The organism is Pseudomonas oryzihabitans (genome assembly GCF_006384975.1).
Taxonomy (GTDB): domain Bacteria; phylum Pseudomonadota; class Gammaproteobacteria; order Pseudomonadales; family Pseudomonadaceae; genus Chryseomonas; species Chryseomonas psychrotolerans_B.
In genome coordinates this window covers 2909572-2928644 of record NZ_CP021645.1, presented here as the reverse complement: position 1 = coordinate 2928644, position 19073 = coordinate 2909572, and the positions used below count along the sequence as shown (strand labels likewise).

The 19073-nt window shown below is 66.2% G+C and carries 12 protein-coding genes; 7 read left to right on the top strand and 5 right to left on the bottom strand.

All coding sequences use genetic code 11. The features are described 5' to 3' along the window. Nucleotides 1-51: 51 nt before the first annotated feature. Nucleotides 52-1527, bottom strand: coding sequence for a glycoside hydrolase family 32 protein (locus CCZ28_RS13075; RefSeq protein ID WP_140218665.1), 1476 nt, complete (start codon nucleotides 1525-1527; stop codon nucleotides 52-54). Between the two features lie 445 nt (nucleotides 1528-1972). On the opposite strand from CCZ28_RS13075, the gene CCZ28_RS13070 reads away from it, so the two are divergent. The 5 genes from CCZ28_RS13070 to CCZ28_RS13050 all read left to right on the top strand — a co-directional run bounded on the left by CCZ28_RS13070 (nucleotide 1973) and on the right by CCZ28_RS13050 (nucleotide 11167). Next, entirely contained in the window at nucleotides 1973-3517 is a 1545-nt protein-coding gene (locus CCZ28_RS13070; RefSeq protein ID WP_240795292.1) for a carbohydrate porin, read from the top strand. A 301-nt stretch (nucleotides 3518-3818) separates the two neighbouring features. Further along, nucleotides 3819-8657, top strand: coding sequence for a PAS domain S-box protein (locus CCZ28_RS13065; protein ID WP_140218661.1), 4839 nt, complete (start codon nucleotides 3819-3821; stop codon nucleotides 8655-8657). Continuing rightward, nucleotides 8654-9598: a diguanylate cyclase domain-containing protein gene (locus tag CCZ28_RS13060; protein ID WP_140218659.1), complete on the top strand. Its 945-nt coding sequence runs from the start codon at nucleotides 8654-8656 to the stop codon at nucleotides 9596-9598. The genes CCZ28_RS13065 and CCZ28_RS13060 overlap by 4 nt, the downstream gene beginning before the upstream one ends. Nucleotides 9599-9716: 118 nt before the next feature. Next, on the top strand, nucleotides 9717-10727 hold the full coding sequence (locus tag CCZ28_RS13055) for an AI-2E family transporter (RefSeq protein ID WP_140218657.1): 1011 nt from the start codon (nucleotides 9717-9719) through the stop codon (nucleotides 10725-10727). A 2-nt stretch (nucleotides 10728-10729) separates the two neighbouring features. After that, the gene (locus CCZ28_RS13050; protein ID WP_140218655.1) at nucleotides 10730-11167 is read left to right on the top strand and encodes a GNAT family N-acetyltransferase; all 438 of its coding nucleotides are present in this window, start codon (nucleotides 10730-10732) and stop codon (nucleotides 11165-11167) included. On the opposite strand, the gene CCZ28_RS13045 is transcribed toward CCZ28_RS13050, so the two are convergent. The 4 genes from CCZ28_RS13045 to CCZ28_RS13030 all read right to left on the bottom strand — a co-directional run bounded on the left by CCZ28_RS13045 (nucleotide 11161) and on the right by CCZ28_RS13030 (nucleotide 16576). Beyond that, nucleotides 11161-11403 carry a hypothetical protein gene (locus tag CCZ28_RS13045; RefSeq protein ID WP_140218653.1) on the bottom strand — a complete coding sequence of 81 codons (243 nt, stop codon included), beginning with the start codon at nucleotides 11401-11403 and terminating at the stop codon, nucleotides 11161-11163. The genes CCZ28_RS13050 and CCZ28_RS13045 overlap by 7 nt on opposite strands. 110 nt (nucleotides 11404-11513) lie before the next feature. Beyond that, entirely contained in the window at nucleotides 11514-12425 is a 912-nt protein-coding gene (gene pbpG / locus CCZ28_RS13040; protein ID WP_140218651.1) for a D-alanyl-D-alanine endopeptidase, read from the bottom strand. A gap of 241 nt (nucleotides 12426-12666) precedes the next feature. Continuing rightward, nucleotides 12667-14202: an acetyl-CoA hydrolase/transferase family protein gene (locus tag CCZ28_RS13035; protein WP_140218649.1), complete on the bottom strand. Its 1536-nt coding sequence runs from the start codon at nucleotides 14200-14202 to the stop codon at nucleotides 12667-12669. 922 nt (nucleotides 14203-15124) lie between these two features. Further along, nucleotides 15125-16576: an anion permease gene (locus tag CCZ28_RS13030; protein WP_140218647.1), complete on the bottom strand. Its 1452-nt coding sequence runs from the start codon at nucleotides 16574-16576 to the stop codon at nucleotides 15125-15127. Nucleotides 16577-16882: 306 nt separating this feature from the next. On the opposite strand from CCZ28_RS13030, the gene CCZ28_RS13025 reads away from it, so the two are divergent. Both CCZ28_RS13025 and CCZ28_RS13020 read left to right on the top strand, forming a co-directional pair. Then, entirely contained in the window at nucleotides 16883-17407 is a 525-nt protein-coding gene (locus CCZ28_RS13025) for a gamma carbonic anhydrase family protein (protein WP_140218645.1), read from the top strand. Nucleotides 17408-17718: 311 nt separating this feature from the next. Continuing rightward, nucleotides 17719-18861 (top strand): IS481 family transposase, encoded by a 1143-nt coding sequence (locus CCZ28_RS13020; RefSeq protein ID WP_140218643.1) that lies wholly within the window; start codon nucleotides 17719-17721, stop codon nucleotides 18859-18861. Nucleotides 18862-19073 lie beyond the last annotated feature (212 nt).

The following is a 19073-nucleotide window of genomic DNA, read 5'->3' as shown; positions in this document are numbered from 1 at the left end:
CATCCCTCCCGCTCGCTTGATCAGGAGGGGAGTATGCCAAATCAGCAGGGGTCAGAGGGCCAGATCGCGCAGCGTCCAGGCCCGCAGTTGGCTGAAGCGGGCGCTGCCGTTGCTGGCGAAGAGCGCTACTCCCTGGCTGTCCGGCCCCGGATAGAGGCGGCTGCCGAAGGTGTGGAGGCCGTCGTCGACGAAGACTTCCAGCGACGATCTATCCAGGTAGAGACGCAGATGCAGCGTCGTCTGGCCGGCGGTGAGCGGTAGGCTGCGCACGCCCGCCACACCGCGTCCGGCGCGTTCGCGATCCAGCACCAGGCGGCCGGCCTGGGCATCCACGTAGAGCAGCGTTTCCTCGCGCCCATTCGGGTCGACCCGCAGGGCCAGGCCGAAGCGCTCGGCATCGCTGGCGTGGAGATCGATCTCGATCTCGAGTTCCAGGCGCTCGCCCTCCAGCGGCAGCAGCAGTCTTTCGCTCTTCAGGTGCTGCCCGGCGAGGGGATGCTCGCTTTCCCGAAGGGCTATCAACTCCCGCGCGGGTCTTTGCCGCAGGCGGTCTCCTTCCCGGCTGACTTCACGCGGCAGCGAAAGCATGCCGCACCAGCCGTCGGCCTGGCTCGGCATGGGGCTTTCCCACATGTCCAGCCAGGCCCAGAGCAGGCGGCGACCATCCGGTGCCTCCAGCGTCTGGGCGGCATAGAAATCGTGGCCATGGTCGAGCTCGATGAAGTCGGTACGCGGCAGGAAGCGCGCCGCGTCGGTGAGCCGGCCCAGACGATAGGCGTTCTGGTAGAGATTGCGATAGCGATAGCCCCGGGGACGCAGCCCCTGCGGCGAGCAGAGGAAGACGTCCTCGTCACCCAGCGGGAAGAGATCGGGACACTCCCACATGTAGCCATCCTGCTCGCGGGTGCCGCCCAGGGCGGTGCCCAGAGCTTCCCAATGGAAGAGGTCGTGGGAGCGATAGAGCAGCAGCCGGGGATCGTCACCCTCGCGAGCGCCGAGGGCCATCCACCAGGCGTCGTCGCGCCGCCAGACCTTGGGATCGCGGAAGTGCTGCATCTCGGGGACCGGCGGTTCGATCACCGTGCCGTGCTTGGTGAACACCAAGCCGTCCTCACTGCTGGCCAGGCACTGCACCTGGTACAGCCCCTGGTCTTCGCGCCCCGGCTCGCCCAACCAGCGATGGCCGGTATAGAGCAGGTAGAGCCGGTCTTCCCAGACCACCGCAGAGCCCGAGAAGCAGCCGTCGCGATCGGCTTCGGTATCCGGCGCCAAGGCGACCGGCAAGTGTTGCCAATGGACCAGATCGGCGCTCTTGGCATGGCCCCAATGCATGGGGCCCCATTTCGTCGAGTAGGGGTGGTACTGATAGAAGACGTGGTATTCGCCCTGGAAGAACACCAGCCCATTCGGGTCGTTCATCCAGCCCACCTGAGGCGCCAGGTGGTAGGCCGGACGCCAGGCGTCGTGACGTTGCTCAAGTTGTTCGAGGATCGCCTCGTGAGCCTTGGACAGCGCGGAAGAAAGCATGAAATCGGGTCTCGAAGAAAAGTGAAAAGGGCACGAGAACGCTCGCTCGCACAGGCAAGGAGGCAGCGCCTGCGACCTGCAAACCAGCAGGGCTACTCGGCATGGTCGGCGTGGCCTGGGCTACGTCGAGCCGTTGCGCTTGAACGCACGCCCTAGGGGGCTTCGGCGCTTATCCATGCAGCTGAAAAATTTTTCGAGCGCTCTTGTTTTTTGTTTTGGTAACGTTAACACTGCCGTGCATTGACGGACCTGACCGACGGTTTGTCAAGCGGTGGCGTTCCGGAAGGTAAGGGGTTCGGAACGTCGCTCCAGCAAGACCACAGACAAAAAAAACAAAAGGTGACTCATGAAGGCTCAATTCTATGGAAGAGGGGCGGCCGCGTCCCTGCTGCTGTTCTCGCCACTCGTCCTGGCGGCACCCAAGGGGCTCACGCTCGAAGAACGGATGGCCCAGCTGGAATCCCGGGTGGTCGCCGCCGAAAGTCGCGCCGCCAAGGCCGAGGCCGAGGTAGCCCAGCTCCGTCAGGATGAACAAGCCAAGGCGGCCAAGCCCGCCAAGACCACCGCAACGGCCAACGCCACCACCGCAGGTGCTCAAGCGACTGCCGCCAACACTGCGCCGAAGGGCGATCAGCTGTCCCTGGATGAGCGCATGGCGCGTATCGAGGCGCGGCAGCTCGCGGTCGGCGAGGCGCCAGCAACGGTCAAGCCGACCGACAGCGGTTTCAAGTTCGGTGCCTATGCGCGCTCCGGTTTTCTCGCCAATGGCGACAAGGCCGGGCGGGGCGGTCCCGGGTTGACGCCGGCCGGCTCCGTCGGCGGCAACGTCGGTCGTTTGGGTAATGAGCCCGATACCTACATCGAGGCCAAGTTCTCCCAGGAGCAACAAGTAGAGAACGGTACGCGTTGGAAGTACTTCCTGATGCTGGCCGACGGCGTGCAGACGCCCAACGTCTGGACCGCCCAGGAAAGTAACCTGAACGTTCGCCAGGCCTATGCCGAGTTGAGCAGCCTGGCTTCCTTCAAGTCCTCGCCCACCTTCCGCGACTCCACCCTCTGGGCTGGCAAGCGCTTCGACCGCGACAACTTCGACGTGCACTGGCTGGACCGCGACATCGTCTTCCTGGCCGGTACCGGTGCCGGTATCTACGATGTCAAGCCGACCGACTACTGGCGCCTCAACGCCTCGTTGATGAGCCGTTCCTACGGTGACTTCGGCCTGGAGAACGGCAAGGACACGCGGACCTATATCGGTACGCTCAACCAGTTCTTCGACCAGGGGCGCTGGCAGGTCATGACCAGTGGCATCACCTCCGGGCAGAACGACGGACGCCTGGCCCAGCCCGGTGCGGGCGGTAACGATCATCGGGTGAACCTGGGCGGGCAAACGCCGGGTGACAAGGGTCTGCATACCGCCTTCACCTATGCCCAGAACGACTTCTTCGGTCGTGAAGGGCTGTTCAAGGCCTCGCTGCTCTACGGTCGCGGTCTCGGTGCGGAACTCAGCCAGGTGGGCGGCGACGGCGACCTGCTGGACAACGCCCAATCGCTGCGTCTGGCCTTCTACGGTCATACCCGCCTGAGTCCGTTCTGGCGCGTGGCGCCGGCGGTGATCGCCGAGCGCGGCACCGACCGCTACATGCCCGGCGACCACTACCGCTACGTCACCACCAACCTGCGATTCTCCAACGACATCACCCGCAACTTCGAGATGCAGTACGAGCTGACCTTCCAGAACATGGATATCGATGCCCGGGGCTATGCCGGACGTGGCCTCGCCGATGGCAACTTCTGGAAGGCCACCATCGCGCCCACCTTCAAGGCGCAGACGGGTGACTATCTGCTGCGTCCCGAGCTGCGGGTATTCGCCTCCTATATGAACTGGACCTCCGGACTCGACAACTTCAGCCGCTCCGACGATCTGGGGCAGCCGGGCTTCAAGTCGGGTGGCGTCTGGCAGGTCGGTACGCAGATGGAAGTGTGGTTCTAGCCAGGATGCGAACGGCGATCCCCCTCGCCGTTCGTCTGAAATAGTCATATGGGTTGAGGGGTTCTCAGCGGCTCAACGTCCAGGGTTCAGCCGCTTTTTTCGTTTTCGCACGGGCCTGCGAAACGATCCACGGTATCAAGAAATTTTCCCGCACTGCCGATGTGGTCATTAGTTGGCCAGCGGCGCTTCGCTTCCCATAAGTCACTTCATCTCTGAATAAGGCGCGGCTTTCCAGCCTTTCCCATGCCCTGGTCCCGTTCGTTCGATCCACGCGGAGTGGATCTTCAACAGGGCAATGTCCATGTTCAAGCGATTGTTATCGTCCTCGCGTGTGCGCTGGAGTCTAGGGGTCTTCCTGTGCGGCGTCCTGCTGACGAGTCTGGCCATGCGGCAACTGGCCGCGCGCAATGACCAGCAGTTACACAGCGCCCTGGACAGCGCGGCCGATGACGTCCGCGACCAGGTGCTGGACCGGCTGCGCACCTATGAATACAGCCTGATCGGCATGCGTGACCTGGTGGTGGTCGCCGGTGGCAACCTGTCGCGTCAATTGCTCGGTAACTACGGCCGCGTCCATGACCTGGGCCAGGAGTTTCGCGGCGCGCGGGGCGTCGGCTTCATCCGCCGGGTGCCCCAGGCCGAAGAAGCCCGCTTTCTGCGGGAAGCCAGCGCCGATGGCTGGCCCAATTTCACCATTCGTGCCTTCGCTCCCCATGACGGCGATCGCTATGTCGTCCAGTACCTGGAGCCGATCTCGCGTAACCTCAAGGCCATCGGCATGGACGCGGCGTCCGATCCCATCCGCCGCGAGGCCGCCGTGCTGTCCATGCAGCATGCCGATATCCATCTGACCGGTCCGCTGCAACTGCAGGCCTCTACGCCCCCCGAGGCCGGTTTCCTGATGATGCTGCCGATCTATGAAGAGGGGCTTCCTCCGGCCGATCCGCGCGCACGGGAGGCCGCTACCCTGGGGTGGTCCTATGTACCCCTGAGCATCGAGGAAATGTTCGGCAGTCTGCGGCTGAACATTCCGGGGCTGATCATCCGCTTGAGCGACGTGACCGTCCCCGACGCCCCGCGTCTGTTCTATCGGCATGGCGAGGACGAGGAGGGCGCCCGGGAGCTGTCCGAGCGCCGGCTGGTGCAGGGCGTCTACGGCCGGCAATGGCAGCTGGCATTCACCGCCACCCCGACCTTCGTCGCGGCGCAGAACCTGGTCTCGGTGCCCCTGGTGCACCTGTTCGGCAAGCTATTCAGCCTGCTGGCCGCCGGCCTGACCTTCGCCGTGCTCACCACCCGTCAGCGCCGCCGCCAGTACCAACAGGACCAGGCCAACCTGACCGCGGTGGTGGAGAGCTCCTCCGACGGCATCATCAGCAAGGACCTCAACGGCGTGGTGCTGAGCTGGAACCACGCCGCGGAACAGCTGTTCGGCTATCCCGCCAGCGAAGCCGTGGGGCAGCGCCTGCTCGACCTCGTCGTGCCCGCCGAACTGGAGCACGAAGAGTGGCGGGTGCTGGAGCGGATCGGCAAGGGGGAGCCGGTGCCGCACTTCGAGACCCGTCGCCAGCATCGCGACGGGCGCTACATCGATGTCCTGGTCAGTGTCTCGCCCATGCGCGGGCGCGATGGCCGGGTGGTCGGCGCGTCCAAGACGGTGCGCGACATCTCCGTGCAGAAGGCCGCCCAGGCCGAGATCCTGGCGCTCAATGCGCGCCTGGAAGGTCAGGTGGCCCAGCGCACCGCCGAACTCAGCCAGACCAACCGGCTGCTCGGCGACGTGCTGCGCGCGGCCTCCGAGGTGGGCATCATCGCCACTGACCGTGACGGTCGCATCACTCTGTTCAACGAGGGCGCCGAGCGCCTGCTGGGCTATCGCGCCGACGAGGTGGTCGGCACCTGGCACGCCAGCGACTTCCATCTCCCCGAGGAGTTGGAGGCCCAGGGCCAGTCCCTGAGTGCCCAGTATGGCGCGCCGATCAGCGGCTTCCGCGTGCTGGTGGAGCGCTCCGAACGCGTCGGTGCCGAGGCGCGTGAGTGGACCTACATCCGCCGCGACGGCGAGCACCGCGATGTCAGCCTGGTAGTGACCACCATGCGCGATGGCGCCGGGCAGGTCAGCGGCTACCTGGGCATCGCCTCGGACGTCACCGAGCGCAAGGCTGCCGAGTTGGAACTGGCCGCCAGCCTGGCGCTGACCCGGGCGATCCTGGACACCGCGGTCAACCCCATCGTCACCGTCGACAGCGCCGGCCTGGTGCGCTCCTTCAATCCAGCCGGCGAGCGTATCTTCGGCTATCACGCCGAGCAGGTGATCGGCCAGCCGATCCACCGGTTGATTCCGGGCTATCTCGCCGGCTACGAGGCACTCTTCAGTTGCCCGCTCGAGTTGCCCGACAGCGACAGTGGGCAGCAGGGCCAGGAGATGGAAGGCCGGCGCCAGGACGGTAGTGTCTTCCCCATCACCCTGAGCCTGGGCGTGATGTGGACCGACGGCGAGCGGCTGGCGGTAGCCATCATCGCCGACATCACCGAGCAGAGCCGCCAGCGCCAGGTACTGCTGCGGACTCGTGACCAACTGGCCATGGCCGCCGATGTCGCCGAGCTGGGCATCTGGTGCTGGCAACCCGACACCGGCCAGGTGCAATGCAACGAGCGGATGTTCGAACTCTACGAATGGACCGACGTCCAGCGCGAGCAGGGTCTGACCTACAATGACTGGCGTTGCCGCGTGCATCCTGACGACCTGCCCGACGCCGAAGAGCGCCTCGGCGCGGCCATGGCCGGGCGGGCGACGTTCGACCCGGTGTTCCGCATCCGTCGTCAGGATGGCTCGCTGCGGCACATCCTCGCCGGCGCCCATACCGAGCGCGATCCGCGTGGCCGGGTGCTGCGGGTGGTGGGCATCAACCGCGACATCACCGAGCAGCTGGAACTGGAGCATCGGCTGCGTGAGGAACGCACCCGCGCCGACCTGGCCAGCCAGGCCAAGTCGTCCTTCCTGGCCAACATGAGCCACGAGATCCGCACGCCGATGAACGCCGTGCTGGGCATGCTGCAATTGCTGCAGCGCACCGCCCTGGATAACCGCCAGGGCGACTACCTGACCAAGGCCCAGCAGGCGGCGCGTTCGTTGCTGGGGCTGCTCAACGACGTGCTCGACTACTCCAAGATCGAAGCCGGCAAGCTGCAATTGGACGTCCATCCCTTCAGCCTGGAGCAGGTGCTGCGCAACCTGGGCGTGGTGCTCTCCGGCAACAGCGGCGAGAAGAACGTCGAGATCAACTATCAGCTCGAGGCCGGACTGCCCACCGCGCTGGTCGGCGACAGCCTGCGCCTGCAGCAGATCCTCATCAACCTGGCCGGCAACGCCCTCAAGTTCACCGAGGCCGGCCAGGTGCTGGTCAGCGTCCGCCAACTGTCCCAGGCGGACGGCCCGCTGCGGCTAGAATTCTCGGTGCAGGACACCGGCATCGGCATCAGTCCGGACCAGCAGGCGCAACTGTTCCAGGGCTTCACCCAGGCCGAGGCGTCCATCAGTCGGCGCTTCGGCGGCACCGGCCTGGGCCTGGCGATCTGCAAGCGGCTGGTGGAGCTGATGGACGGCCAGTTGCAGGTGGAAAGCGAACTGGGCGTGGGCAGCCGCTTCTGGTTCGACGTCACCCTGGCGGTGGACAGCCAGGGCGAGGCACAGCTGGCGCCCGTGCGGCGCCGGGTGCTGCTGGCCGATGACAACACCCTGGTCGGCGAAGTGCTGGTGGAAACCTTGGCCGCCCTCGGCTGGCAGGTGGATCTGGTCACCAGCGGCGCCGCTGCGCTGGAGCAGGTCGCCCAGGCCCAACGGCAAGGCCAACCCTATGAGGCCGTGCTCATGGACTGGCGCATGCCCGACGGCGACGGCCTGGCCGCGGCCCGCCAGCTGCACGAGTCCCAGTCCGCCGAGCGACCCCGGGTCATCATGCTCACCGGCTTCGGCCGTGACTTCCTCAATGAAGCCCAACAGAGCGGCGAGGCCCCCTTCGACGACTACCTGACCAAGCCGGTGACCCCGGCGCAGATCGTCGAGGCGGTGGAGCGCGCCCTGGGCGCCGAGATCCCGGCGGGCGTGCACGCGGCCGCGATGGTCGACGAAAGTCACCGCCTGGCCGGCTTGCGCCTGCTGGTGGTGGAAGACAACGCCCTCAACCGCCAGGTGGCCGCCGAGCTGCTGCTGGCCCAGGGCGCCCAGGTGGAGCTGGCGGAGGGCGGCCTGGAAGGCGTCGAGCGGGTGCTCTCCGGCACGCCCCTCGACGTGGTCATCATGGACATGCAGATGCCCGACATCGATGGTCTGGAAGCCACCCGTCGCATCCGCGCCGATGGCCGCTTCAGTACCCTGCCGATCCTGGCGATGACCGCCAACGCCTCCCACACCGATCGCGATGCCTGCCTGGCCGCCGGCATGGACGACCACATCGGCAAGCCCATCGACCTGGAACTGTTGGTCAGCCGGCTGCAACGCCTGACCGGTCGGGAGGTGGCGCCCATGGTCAGCGCCGCGTCGGTCACCGACGAACGGCGGATCGAGCCGTTGGGCGTCATCCTCCGGCGTTTCGGCGGCGATGCCCGCCTGTTCGGCTCCCTGCTCGAACGCTTCGCCGAGGACTCCCAGGATCTGCTGGCCCGCCTGGAGCAGGCCTGGAGCGCCGTTGACACCGAAGGCGCGGTCGCCGTGCTGCATTCGCTCAAGGGCAGCGCCGGCACCATGGGAGCCCAGTGCCTGGCGGCTCACGCCGCCGATGGCGAGCGGGCCGGCAAGGCGGGCGCTGGGATACCGGCGGACGTCGCGGCCGAGCTGGCGACCCTGCGGCTATTGCTCGACGAGGCCCTGGCCGAACTGCGCAGCGCCCTCGCCGAGCGCCTGCCGCCGCCACCGGCCCAAATAGCCGCTACGCTGATAGTGGACTGGTCCGCCCGCCTGGACGAACTCGCGCTATTGCTCGGCCAGGGCAATCTCGAAGCCCTGGACCGGCTGGCCGAGTTGCCCAGCCAGTGCCGGGCCGAAGCCCAGGTGCGCTACGACCTGTTCCGTGCCCAGGTCGAGACCCTGGATTTCGCGGCGGCCCTCGCAACGCTGCCTGACCTCAAGGAGGCCCTATGAATCTGCCGACCGCCGCCGAGACCACCGGGCGGCGCAGCAAACCCAAGCTGCTGATCGTCGACGACCAGCCGCTCAACATTCGTATCCTCCACGAACTCTTGCGCGAGGATTGCGAGACCCTGATGGCCACCAACGGCGCCCAGGCGTTGCAACTGGCCCTCGCCCAGCAGCCGGACCTGATCCTGCTCGACGTGATGATGCCCCAGCTCGATGGCCACGAGGTGCTGCGGCGGCTGCAGGCCGATCCGGCCACCGCGGCCATCCCGGTGATCTTCGTCACCGGCCAGGAAGGCCCCGACGAGGAGGTGATCGGACTGGAGCTGGGCGCCGTCGATTTCATCAACAAGCCGATCAACCCGGTGATCGTCCGCGCCCGGGTCCGCACCCAGCTCACGCTCAAGGCGCAACGCGACGTCCTGCGCAGCATCGCCCTGGTCGACGGCCTTACCGGCATCGCCAATCGTCGCCAGTTCGACGAGGCACTGCTGCGCGGCTGGCGCCAGAGTCAGCGTGAAGGCACGCCCTTCTCGCTGATCCTCATGGATATCGATCACTTCAAGGCCTACAACGATCACTACGGCCATCTCGCCGGCGACCAGTGCCTGCGCCAGGTCGCCCAGGCCCTGGGCCAGGGCCTGTTCCGCCCCTACGACCTGCTGGCGCGCTACGGCGGCGAGGAATTCGGCTGCCTGCTGCCGGGGACCGATCTGGAGGGCGCAAGCCAGGTCGCCGAACGCTTGCTGCAGCAGGTGCGCGATCAGCGCCTGCCCCACGGTCATTCATCGGTGACCGGCTATGTCACCCTGAGTCTGGGCGTAGCCACCGCGCTGCCGCCGACCGCCGTCGACCCGGCAGCCCTGATCACCGCAGCCGATGCGCAGCTCTATGCGGCCAAGCACCAAGGACGGGCGCGGGTCTGCGCTGCCGAACTGGCGGGCTGAACGACGCTGCGCGGGTAACGCCGGGTAACAGAGGCTCGGGCTTTCTTCTTCACCCAGGCTGGGCGGCGAGGCGGCGGGCTGGCAGACTGCGCGCAGGGATTCTGCCGTTCGGTAATCTATGTACGCCTTCACGCAACGCCAGGCCATCTTGGCCAGCTGGATCATCGTCTTCACCGCCCTCTATCTGGTTCTCCCGCTCAAGCTGCTGCCCAGCCTGCTGGCCGGACTGCTGGTGTACGAGCTGGTCAACACCCTGGCCGGGCGTCTGCAGCGCCATCTGCCCGGCGGAGGCGCGCGCTGGCTGGCGGTGGCCCTGCTCGGGGCCCTGGTGGTGAGCCTGCTGACGCTGTTTTTCGTCTGGTTCACCAGCTTCATCATCCAGGAGGTGCAGAACCCCGGGCGCCTGCTGGACAAGTTCATGGTGCTCACCGAGCGCGCCCGCGCCCAGTTGCCGCCCTCGCTGGACGCCTACCTGCCGGCCAATGCCGATAGCATGAAGCGCGAATTGGTGGAATGGGTGCGCGCCCATGTGGCGCAATTGCAGCTGTTCGGCCGCGACGCCGCGCGGACCTTCGTCATCGTGCTGATCGGCATGATCCTCGGTGCCATCGTCGCCCTGCAGCCCGCTCCCGATCCCGAGCGGCTGAGGCCGCTGTCCGGCGCACTGCTGGTGCGTCTCGGCCTGGTGGCCCAGGCCTTTCGCAACATCGTCTTCGCCCAGATCAAGATCTCGCTGCTCAACACCACCCTGACCGGCATCTTCCTGCTCGGCGTGCTGCCACTGTTCGACGTCCACCTGCCGCTGGCCAAGACCCTGGTGATCCTCACCTTCATCCTTGGCCTGCTGCCGGTGATCGGCAACCTGATGTCCAACACCCTGATCTTCATCGCTGGCCTGTCGCTGTCGATCTGGGTCGCGGTGGCGGCGCTGGGCTACCTGATCGCCATCCACAAGCTGGAATACTTCCTCAACGCCCGCATCGTCGGCGGCCAGATCAGCGCCCGCTCCTGGGAGCTGCTGGTGGCCATGCTGGTGTTCGAGGCGGCCTTCGGCCTGCCCGGCCTGGTGGCGGCGCCGGTCTACTACGCCTATCTCAAGAGCGAGTTGAAGGCGGAAGGGCTGGTCTAGTCATGACCCCTGTCTACCGCACCGCCGGCCTGGCCGACCTGGAGGTGCTGACGGGCTTCAATGCCGGTTTGCAGCGTGATCAGGGAAGCCCACAGCCCCTCGCCGAGGCGGCATTGCGCCAGCGCATGGTGGACTGGTTGAGTCGCGGTGAATATCAGGCCGTCCTGGCCGAGCGGGACGGCCAGTCGCTGGGCTACGCTCTCTATCGTCTGGAAGAGGCGGCAATTTTCCTGCGCCATCTCTATGTGGCGCCCGAGGCGCGCCGCCAGGGCCTGGGCCGTGCCTTCTACCATCATCTGCGCGATCAGCTATGGCCGGCTGATTGGCCGGTGAGACTCGATGTCCTGGCCACCAATAAGCGTGGCCGGGCCTTCTGGGCGTCGCTAGGCTTCGAGACCTATAGCCTGACCCTGCACCAGCGGCCCATCGCGGCTCACTGACGATCCAGATTCCCCCACATGCGCTGCCAGAAGGCCCCGGCCCTTTCGTTGATGGTGCGCCATTCCCGTTCCAGACGCTCGCGCTCGGGCGTGCCGAAGTCGTCCGGGCAGGCCAGGTAGTGGTCGGCGGCGGCCTGGGCCTCGGCTTGCAGACGGCGCCATTCGCGCACGTCGTCCAGCCAGCAGCGGCCGGTGAGCGTCTCGTAGTATTGCTGCGGAGTAGGGGTATCGGCCATGACGGAGGACTCCTGCGGGGGTAAAAGCTAGACCTCCGCTGCCGCCCAGGGTGCCGCGCCCATGAAAAAGCCGCGTCAAGGACGCGGCTTGGGGCTCGCTCAGGCGCCGGTCACTGCCGTGCCAGCACCGTGCTGCGGCCACCCTTGGGCGCGCCCGGCAGGGGGCTCAGGGCGCCGGTTTCCAGCCAGCGGCGGACGCGGGTAGCGTCGGCCATATGGGTGAACTTGCCGAAGGCATCCATCACCACGAAGGCTACCGGCCGACCGGCCATCACGGTGCGCATCACCAGGCAATGCCCGGCCTTGTCGGTGTAGCCGGTCTTGGTCAGCTGCACACTCCAGTCGGGGTTGTAGATCAGGTGGTTGGTGTTGCGAAAGCCCAGCACGTAGTTGGGATTGCGGAACGCCTGGGTCTTTTCCGGTGTGGTGCTGAGCTGGCCGAGCAGCGGATAGTGCTCGGTCGCCTTGAGCAGCGTCACCAGGTCGCGGGCGGTGGAGACATTGAGCGGCGACAGGCCGGTGGGCTCGGCGTAGCGCGTGTTCTTCATGCCCAGGGCGCGGGCCTTGGCGTTCATGGCGGCGACGAAGGCCTTCTGACCGCCCGGGTAGTGATAGGCGAGGCTGGTGGCGGCCCGGTTTTCCGAGGACATCAGCGCCAGTTGCAGCATGTCGCGACGGGTCAGCTCGCTGCCCAGGCGCACCCGCGAGAAGACGCCGCGCATGGCCGGGTTCTCGCTGATGTCGATGTCGATGACTTGGTCCAGCGGCTGCTTGGCGTCCAGTACCACCATCGCGGTCATCAGCTTGGTGACCGAAGCGATGGGGGCGACTTGGTCGGGATTCTGGGCGAACAGCACCTGGTTGGTCTTGAGGTCCACGACCAGGGCGTGGTTGGAGGCCAGGCGCTGGGCAGTGGCGGCGGCCGCGGCCTTGACCTTGGGTGGGGTCTGGGCCAAAGCGACCGGACTCAGCCCGACCAAGCCAGCCAGCAACAGGCCGGCAAGTTGATGACAGATCTTCACGATGACAGCTCTCAAAGGGGGGCGGAGTTAGAACAACCGCGAACGGCAATGCCCCTTGCAGATCAAGGACATTGCGCAAAGATTTCACGTCTTTTATCACCCGGAATGTCGGCTGGGAATCCGACAAGGCAGCTTTTTACACAGCGCGCTGTCAAAAAGTCACAATTAGTTGCAGATGGGCGACGAACGGCGGGAATAGCGGAGCGAAAGGGCGCCCGAGAGGCCTGGGGCGCCTTGCTTTTCAGTCGTGGGCTTCCTGGGCAGCGGGGCCGAGCATGCTGCCGGTGACCAGGTAGCGCTCGTGCCAGGAAAGGGCCTCGGGCAGCAGGTGCGGGGTGTGCTTGCCGTGGCTGCCGGCTAGGGCGCGCTCGAAATAGTCTTCCAACGCGGGGCGGAAACTTGGGTGCACGCACTGTTCGAGGATGGCGCGGGCGCGCTGCTTAGGACTGAGCATGCGCAGATCGGCCAGGCCCTGGTCGGTGACGATCACCGCGACATCGTGCTCGGTGTGGTCGACGTGGCTGACCATGGGCACCAGGGTCGAGATCAGGCCGTTCTTGGCCGTGCTCGGCGCCATGAACACCGACAGATAGGCGTTGCGGGCGAAGTCGCCGGAGCCGCCGATGCCGTTCATCATCCCGGTACCCATCTGGTGGGTGGAGTTGACGTTGCCATAGAGGTCGGCTTCCAGCATGCCGTTCAAGGCGATGCAGCCCAGGCGGCGCACCAGTTCCGGGTGATTGCTCACCCCCTGCTGGCGCAGGATGATGCGCTGGCGCAGGGACTCGGCGTGTTCGAGGAAGCGCTCGATGCCCACCGGGCTCAGCGAGAATGAGGTGGCCGAGGCCAGTTCCATCTTGCCGCTGATGAGCAACTCCAGCATGCCGTCCTGGATGACCTCGGTGAAGGCGGTCAGGCCTTCGAACTCGCTCGCGGCCAGGCCCTGCATGAAGGCGTTGGCGATATTGCCCACGCCCGACTGGATCGGCAGCAGGTTGGCGGGAATGCGGCCCTGGCGCACCTCGAAACGTAGGAAGTCCAGCAGATGTCCGGCGATGGCCTGGGAGGCGGCGTCCGGCGCCTTGAACGGGCTGTTGCGATCGGGGGCATCGGTTTCCACCACGGCCACCACCTTGTCCAGCGGTACCTCCAGGTAGGGCGAGCCGATGCGGTCGCCGGGATGTTCCAGCGGTATCGGCGTGCGCCGGGGTGGTAGGGCGCCGTCGGTGTAGATGTCGTGCATGCCGTCCAGGGCATCGGGCTGCCAGCGATTGACCTCGAGGATCACCGCATCGGCCATGTCCAGCCAGGTCTTGTTGTTGCCCACCGAGGAGGAGGGCACCAGCCGGCCGTCCTCACGAATCGCGGCGATTTCCACCACCGCCACGTCGATCTTGCCGAAGAAGCCGTAGCGGACCTTTTCCGCCAGTTGGCCCAGGTGGATGTCCATGTACTCCAGGCCGCCGGCGTTGATGCGGCTGCGTAGCTCCGGATCGGACTGGAAGGGCACCCGCAACTCAATGCCATCGACCCGCGCCAGGGCGCCGTCCAGTTCCGGCGCGGTGGAGGCGCCGGTCAGCACCTTGATGCGAAAGGGCTCGCCGGCCCCGTGGCTGGCGGTGATGCGCTGGGCCAGGGCGCCGGGCACGGCCTTGGGATAACCGGCCCCGGTGAAGCCGCTCATGCCCACGGTCATGCCGTGACGGATGAACTGGGCGGCCTGCTCAGCGCTTTGGCGTTTGGCAGCGAAGCCGGGGTGGCGAATACGGTGGGACATGACGACCTCTACGGGTGTTATCGAAAGCACACTAAGAATGTGGATTCTACGCCGAAGGGATGCTTAGGTCCCTAAGCAAAAGGTCGGGTGGTGGGGAAATTTTGGAGAGTGGGGTGGGTTGAGCGATAGCGAGGCCCAACGCTTTGGGCTTTGATCAATCCCCAGGCGGATTACCGAGTGCTTTGATGGTTTTTGTTTCGCCCCCTCGGGCGAGTCACTTTTGCCAGTCGCGGCAAAAGTAACCAAAAACGCTGTCCCCACGTTTCGGCCCTCCGCTACGCTCCGGGTCCCCTCGCTCCGGTGCCGCTCCGGGGGCGCGGCACGAAGGGGCCTCCTGCCCCTCGCGCCTTGCTCGGCGTCCTGCCTCGCATCCCCCTCCGCAACACCTACACTCGGTCTCACTGACGGGGACGGGGCGCAAGCCTGAGGATTCGGCGTTCAGGGTTCGTAGCGTGGAAAACCGCGCAGCGTTTTCCACTGAGGGAGTAACGCCGATCCCTGTGGACAAGGCTGCGCCGTTGTCCACGCTACGAGCTGTTCGTGGCTCTTCAACCAAAACTTTCAGGCTGCGAAACCGCCCCGTTCAGCAGGGCGAACGCCAGTGTCGTGGAGTGGGTCGAGCCGCATGGATGCGGCGAGAGGCCTAACGGGCCATGGACGGCCCGTGTAGGCCGACCCCGGAACGGCGCTGGCGTGAGCGGACCTGGAGCGCAGCGGAAGGCCGGATGGTCGGGGCAAGCGTTTTTGCTTACTTTTGCGGCGATTGGCAAAAGTGAGTCGCCCGGGTGGGCGAAACAAAAGTCATCCGAGCACTCGATAAGCAGCAAGGGCACCGATAAACCAAGGCATCACTGCAACCGCCGCAATGTTGGGCTTCGCTATCGCTCAACCCAACCTACGGTGCTCCACCCGGGCCTCGGCCTCACACCACCATCATGATCCATGGCACCCCGATCCCCAGCAGTACCAGCAGGAACAGCGCCCCGAAGATCGTCCCCAGTCGCCAATAGTCCGCACTGGGCAGATAGCCGCTGCCGTAGTACACCGGACTCGGCCCCGTGCCGTAGGGGGTGATGATGCCCATCAGGCCCAGGGACGTGCCCAGCAGCAGGGCGAACACCGGCAGGTCGATGCCGGGGATGCCCATGCCGGCGGCCAGCATCACCGGCAGCAACGCGGTGGTATGGGCGGTGGAGCTGGCGAATAGGTAGTGGGCGAGGTAGAAGACCACCACCAGCACCACCATGGCGGTACCGGCATGGAAGCCGCCGAGGTGACCGGCGACCCACTGGCCGAACCAGGCGACGAAGCCGACCCGGGTCAGGCCGTCGGCCAGGGCCACCAGGGTGGCGAACCAGGCGAAGGTGTTCCAGGCAGCCTTGTTGCCCAGGGCGTCATCCCAGGTGATGACCCGCAGCAGGAGCATCAGCACGATCACCAGGATGCCCACCAGCGCCGGATCGGCCCAGGCGGCGCCGAAGATCCACAGCGCCAGGGCACCGATCACCAGGGCCAGCAGCAGCTTCTCGTTGTGGGTCAGCGGACCGAGTTCGGCCAGTTCCTTGGCTGCCCACAGCGGCACCTGATCGTTACGCTTGATCTCCGGCGGATACAGCCAATAGGTCAGCAGCGGTAGCAGGGCCAGCAAGAGGATGCCCATGGGCGCGGCGGCGATGAACCACTGGCCCCAACTGATGTGCACCTGAGCGGTCTTCTCGATCAGGGCGGCCGCCAGCAGGTTGGGCGCCAGGGCGGTGAGGAAGAGGGTGCTGGTCACGCAGGTGGAGGAAATCGCCACCCACATCAGATAGGAGCCGATGCGCCGGGCACTGGGGTCGTTGGGCTTGGAATCGTAGAGCAGCGGCAGGTTGCGGATCACGGGGTAGACGGTGCCGCCGCTGCGTGCGGTGTTGGACGGCGTGAAGGGCGCCAGGGCTAGGTCGGCCAGCATTACCGCGTAGCCCAGGGTCAGGGTCCGGCGACCCATGGCCTTGACCAGCAGCAGGGCGATGCGGCGGCCAAGGCCAGTCTTCTCGTAGCCCAGGGCGAACATGAAGGCACTGAAAATCAGCCAGACGGTGTTGTTGGCGAAGCCCGCCAGGCCCCAGCGCAGCGCCTCCTGAGGGGCGCGGAAGCCGGGCGTGGCCAGTTGCGCCGGGCTGAACAGCACCCAGGGCGCCAGCAGGGCCGCCAGGGCCACGCCGATCAGGCCGATCACCGCACCGGGCAGGGGTTCGAGGATCAGGCCCACCACCACCCCGGCGAAGAGGGCGAAGTACAGCCAGGCATGGGTGGGCAGGCCGTCCGGGGCGGGCAGCAGCGCCAGCAGACCGGCGACTGCGAGGGGCAAGAAGAATTTCCAGGTGGTACGCATTGGGCTCTCGCAGATGGCGGTGGTCAGGGTGGCTGATGGATGACACGTAGCGCCGTCCTTGCGCCTGCCAGGCTCCCCTTGCTTGCAGCGGCGCCAAGCTTTGCAAAGCGCGAAGCCCTTTCCCAGCGCCCTGGCCGTGGTCATTCGTCGCAGTCCGCCGGCCTGGGGTTCCGCAAAACATTCTTTACTTATCGAGAATTACTTGCAACGAGGCGGATGACTCTCGTCGCCACCGATTGCACCCGTGGTCCCTACCGGCGAACAATCGGGCGTTCCGCCAACGACAACAACACGAGGAAGAGCAGCATGAAATACCGCCTGGGAGAACAGCGGGTCGAGGCCCATCCACAGAGCTGGGTCGCGCCCACCGCCGCGGTGATCGGCAAGGTCCGCCTGGACGAAGGCGCCAGTGTCTGGTTCGGCGCGGTGCTGCGTGGCGACAACGAACTGATCCACATAGGCCCGGACAGTAACGTGCAGGATGGCGCCGTGCTGCACACCGACCCCGGCTCACCGCTGACCCTGGGCCGCGGGGTAACTGTCGGGCACCAGGCCATGCTGCACGGCTGCGAGATCGGCGACGGCAGCCTGATCGGCATCCATGCCGTGGTGCTCAACGGCGCGCGTATCGGTCGCCACTGCCTGGTGGGCGCCAATGCCCTGGTCACCGAGAACAGCGTGATTCCCGACGGCTCCCTCGTGCTCGGCTCGCCGGCCAAGGTGGTCCGCACCCTGAGCGATGCCCAACAGGCCCAGCTCGCCGCCAATGCCCAGGTCTACGTGGCTAATGCGCGGCGCTATCTGGAGGAGTTGTTCGAGCAGGGGGAGTAGGGGGCGTCTCCAGTGGCTCGGGCAGGCTCGCGATCAGCTGTCGCCATCCCCATCTGCTGACGCCGGACCATCCCCTCTCTCTGGGAGAGGGCTAGGGTGAGGGTAGAGCCGCGCCGATCCCCCAGGCCTGTTGGGCTTCGCTATCGCTCAACCCAACCTACAGGGCAGGTGTAGCGCCATGGCATTCGTGCCAGGCGCGCCCTCACCCCAACCCTCTCCCCAAGGTGTATGGCCCGGGGACATGGTGAACACCTGTTCGGAGACAGGGTGGACACTTCACGCTGTGGCATTTGGCAGGTGGGAGCAGGCCGATGCCGTGGCAGGAGAGGTCCACGATGGAGCTACGCGAGGAATTCGTTGGCTTGGCCCAACAGACGGGAGCAAACGTACGCCTGCTGTGTCGCCGCTTCGGGATTAGTCCGACGACGGGATACAAGTGGCTGGCGCGTGCCAGGGCCGGTGAGGCGCTGACGGATCGCTCGCGCCGTCCGGCGACGTCGCCAGGCCGCTGTGCAGCGGAATGCGAGGCGCAGGTCATGGCCTTGCGCGCGCAGCACCCGGCTTGGGGTGCACGTAAGCTGGCGCGTCGGCTGGAAGATCAGGGCGTCTCGATGCCAGCCATCAGCACGGTGCATGCAATCCTGGTCCGCCACGGCGCGGTGAGCGCGGCGGCTTCAGCGGCGGCCAAGCCCTGGCAGCGCTTTGAACACACGCACGCCAACGATCTGTGGCAGATGGACTTCAAGGGTCATGTACCCCTGTTGCGGGGACGCTGTCATCCGTTGACCGTATTGGACGACCATTCGCGCTACGCAGTGGTGTTGCAGGCCTGCGGCGACGAGCGGGAAACCACCGTGCGTCAGTGCCTGATCGCCGCATTCGAGCGCTATGGCCTGCCGGCGCGAATGACCATGGACAACGGCAGCCCCTGGGGCACGGATGGCCAGCACTACACTCGGCTGGACGTCTGGCTGATGGCCCAGGGCATCCGGGTCAGCCATTCGCGGCCCTATCATCCGCAGACGCAGGGCAAGGACGAACGCTTCCACCGCACGCTCAAGGCCGAAGTCCTGCAAGGCCCGCCGTGGGCAGACCTGGACAAGGCGCAGCGGGCCTTCGACCACTGGCGACAGCTCTACAATGCCCAGCGGCCGCATCAGGCGCTGGGCATGCAGGTGCCCCAGACACGCTATCAACCCAGCCCCCGCGCCTATTGCCCCGCGCCATCCGCGCCGTTGTACGCTGAAGGCGGTATCGTCCGCACGGTACGCGATCAGGGGCTCATCAACTGGCGAGGTCATCAGTGGCACGTGGGCAAGGCCTTCATCGGCGAGCCCGTGCTGATCCGTCCCGAGGGCGTGGACGGCCAGTACGACGTGTTCTGGCGCACCTGGCGCATCGCGTGTTTGAACGCACACACCCGGACGGCGACGACGGGACGTTCCGTCGCCTGACACCTGTCCACCATGTCCTCGAACAGGTGTCCACCATGTCTCCGGGCTATACACAAGGGAGAGGGAGCTGTCCGAGCAGGCTTTTGGCCCCAGTGGCTCGGGCAGGCTCGCGATCAGCTGTCACCACTCTATCCGCTGGCGCCGGACCGTCCCCTCTCCCTCTGGGAGAGGGCTAGGGTGAGGGTAGAGCCGCGCCGATCCCCCAGGCCTGT

Bases quoted from the DNA above. Each gene is read 5' to 3' on its own strand.
- CCZ28_RS13070 (WP_240795292.1), top strand. From the start codon at position 1,973: ATGGCCCAGCTGGAATCCCGGGTGGTCGCCGCCGAAAGTCGCGCCGCC.
- CCZ28_RS13035 (WP_140218649.1), bottom strand. From the start codon at position 14,202: ATGTCCCACCGTATTCGCCACCCCGGCTTCGCTGCCAAACGCCAAAGC.
- CCZ28_RS13030 (WP_140218647.1), bottom strand. From the start codon at position 16,576: ATGCGTACCACCTGGAAATTCTTCTTGCCCCTCGCAGTCGCCGGTCTG.
- CCZ28_RS13045 (WP_140218653.1), bottom strand. From the start codon at position 11,403: ATGGCCGATACCCCTACTCCGCAGCAATACTACGAGACGCTCACCGGC.
- CCZ28_RS13050 (WP_140218655.1), top strand. From the start codon at position 10,730: ATGACCCCTGTCTACCGCACCGCCGGCCTGGCCGACCTGGAGGTGCTG.
- CCZ28_RS13060 (WP_140218659.1), top strand. From the start codon at position 8,654: ATGAATCTGCCGACCGCCGCCGAGACCACCGGGCGGCGCAGCAAACCC.
- CCZ28_RS13065 (WP_140218661.1), top strand. From the start codon at position 3,819: ATGTTCAAGCGATTGTTATCGTCCTCGCGTGTGCGCTGGAGTCTAGGG.
- CCZ28_RS13025 (WP_140218645.1), top strand. From the start codon at position 16,883: ATGAAATACCGCCTGGGAGAACAGCGGGTCGAGGCCCATCCACAGAGC.
- CCZ28_RS13075 (WP_140218665.1), bottom strand. From the start codon at position 1,527: ATGCTTTCTTCCGCGCTGTCCAAGGCTCACGAGGCGATCCTCGAACAA.
- CCZ28_RS13020 (WP_140218643.1), top strand. From the start codon at position 17,719: ATGCCGTGGCAGGAGAGGTCCACGATGGAGCTACGCGAGGAATTCGTT.
- CCZ28_RS13055 (WP_140218657.1), top strand. From the start codon at position 9,717: ATGTACGCCTTCACGCAACGCCAGGCCATCTTGGCCAGCTGGATCATC.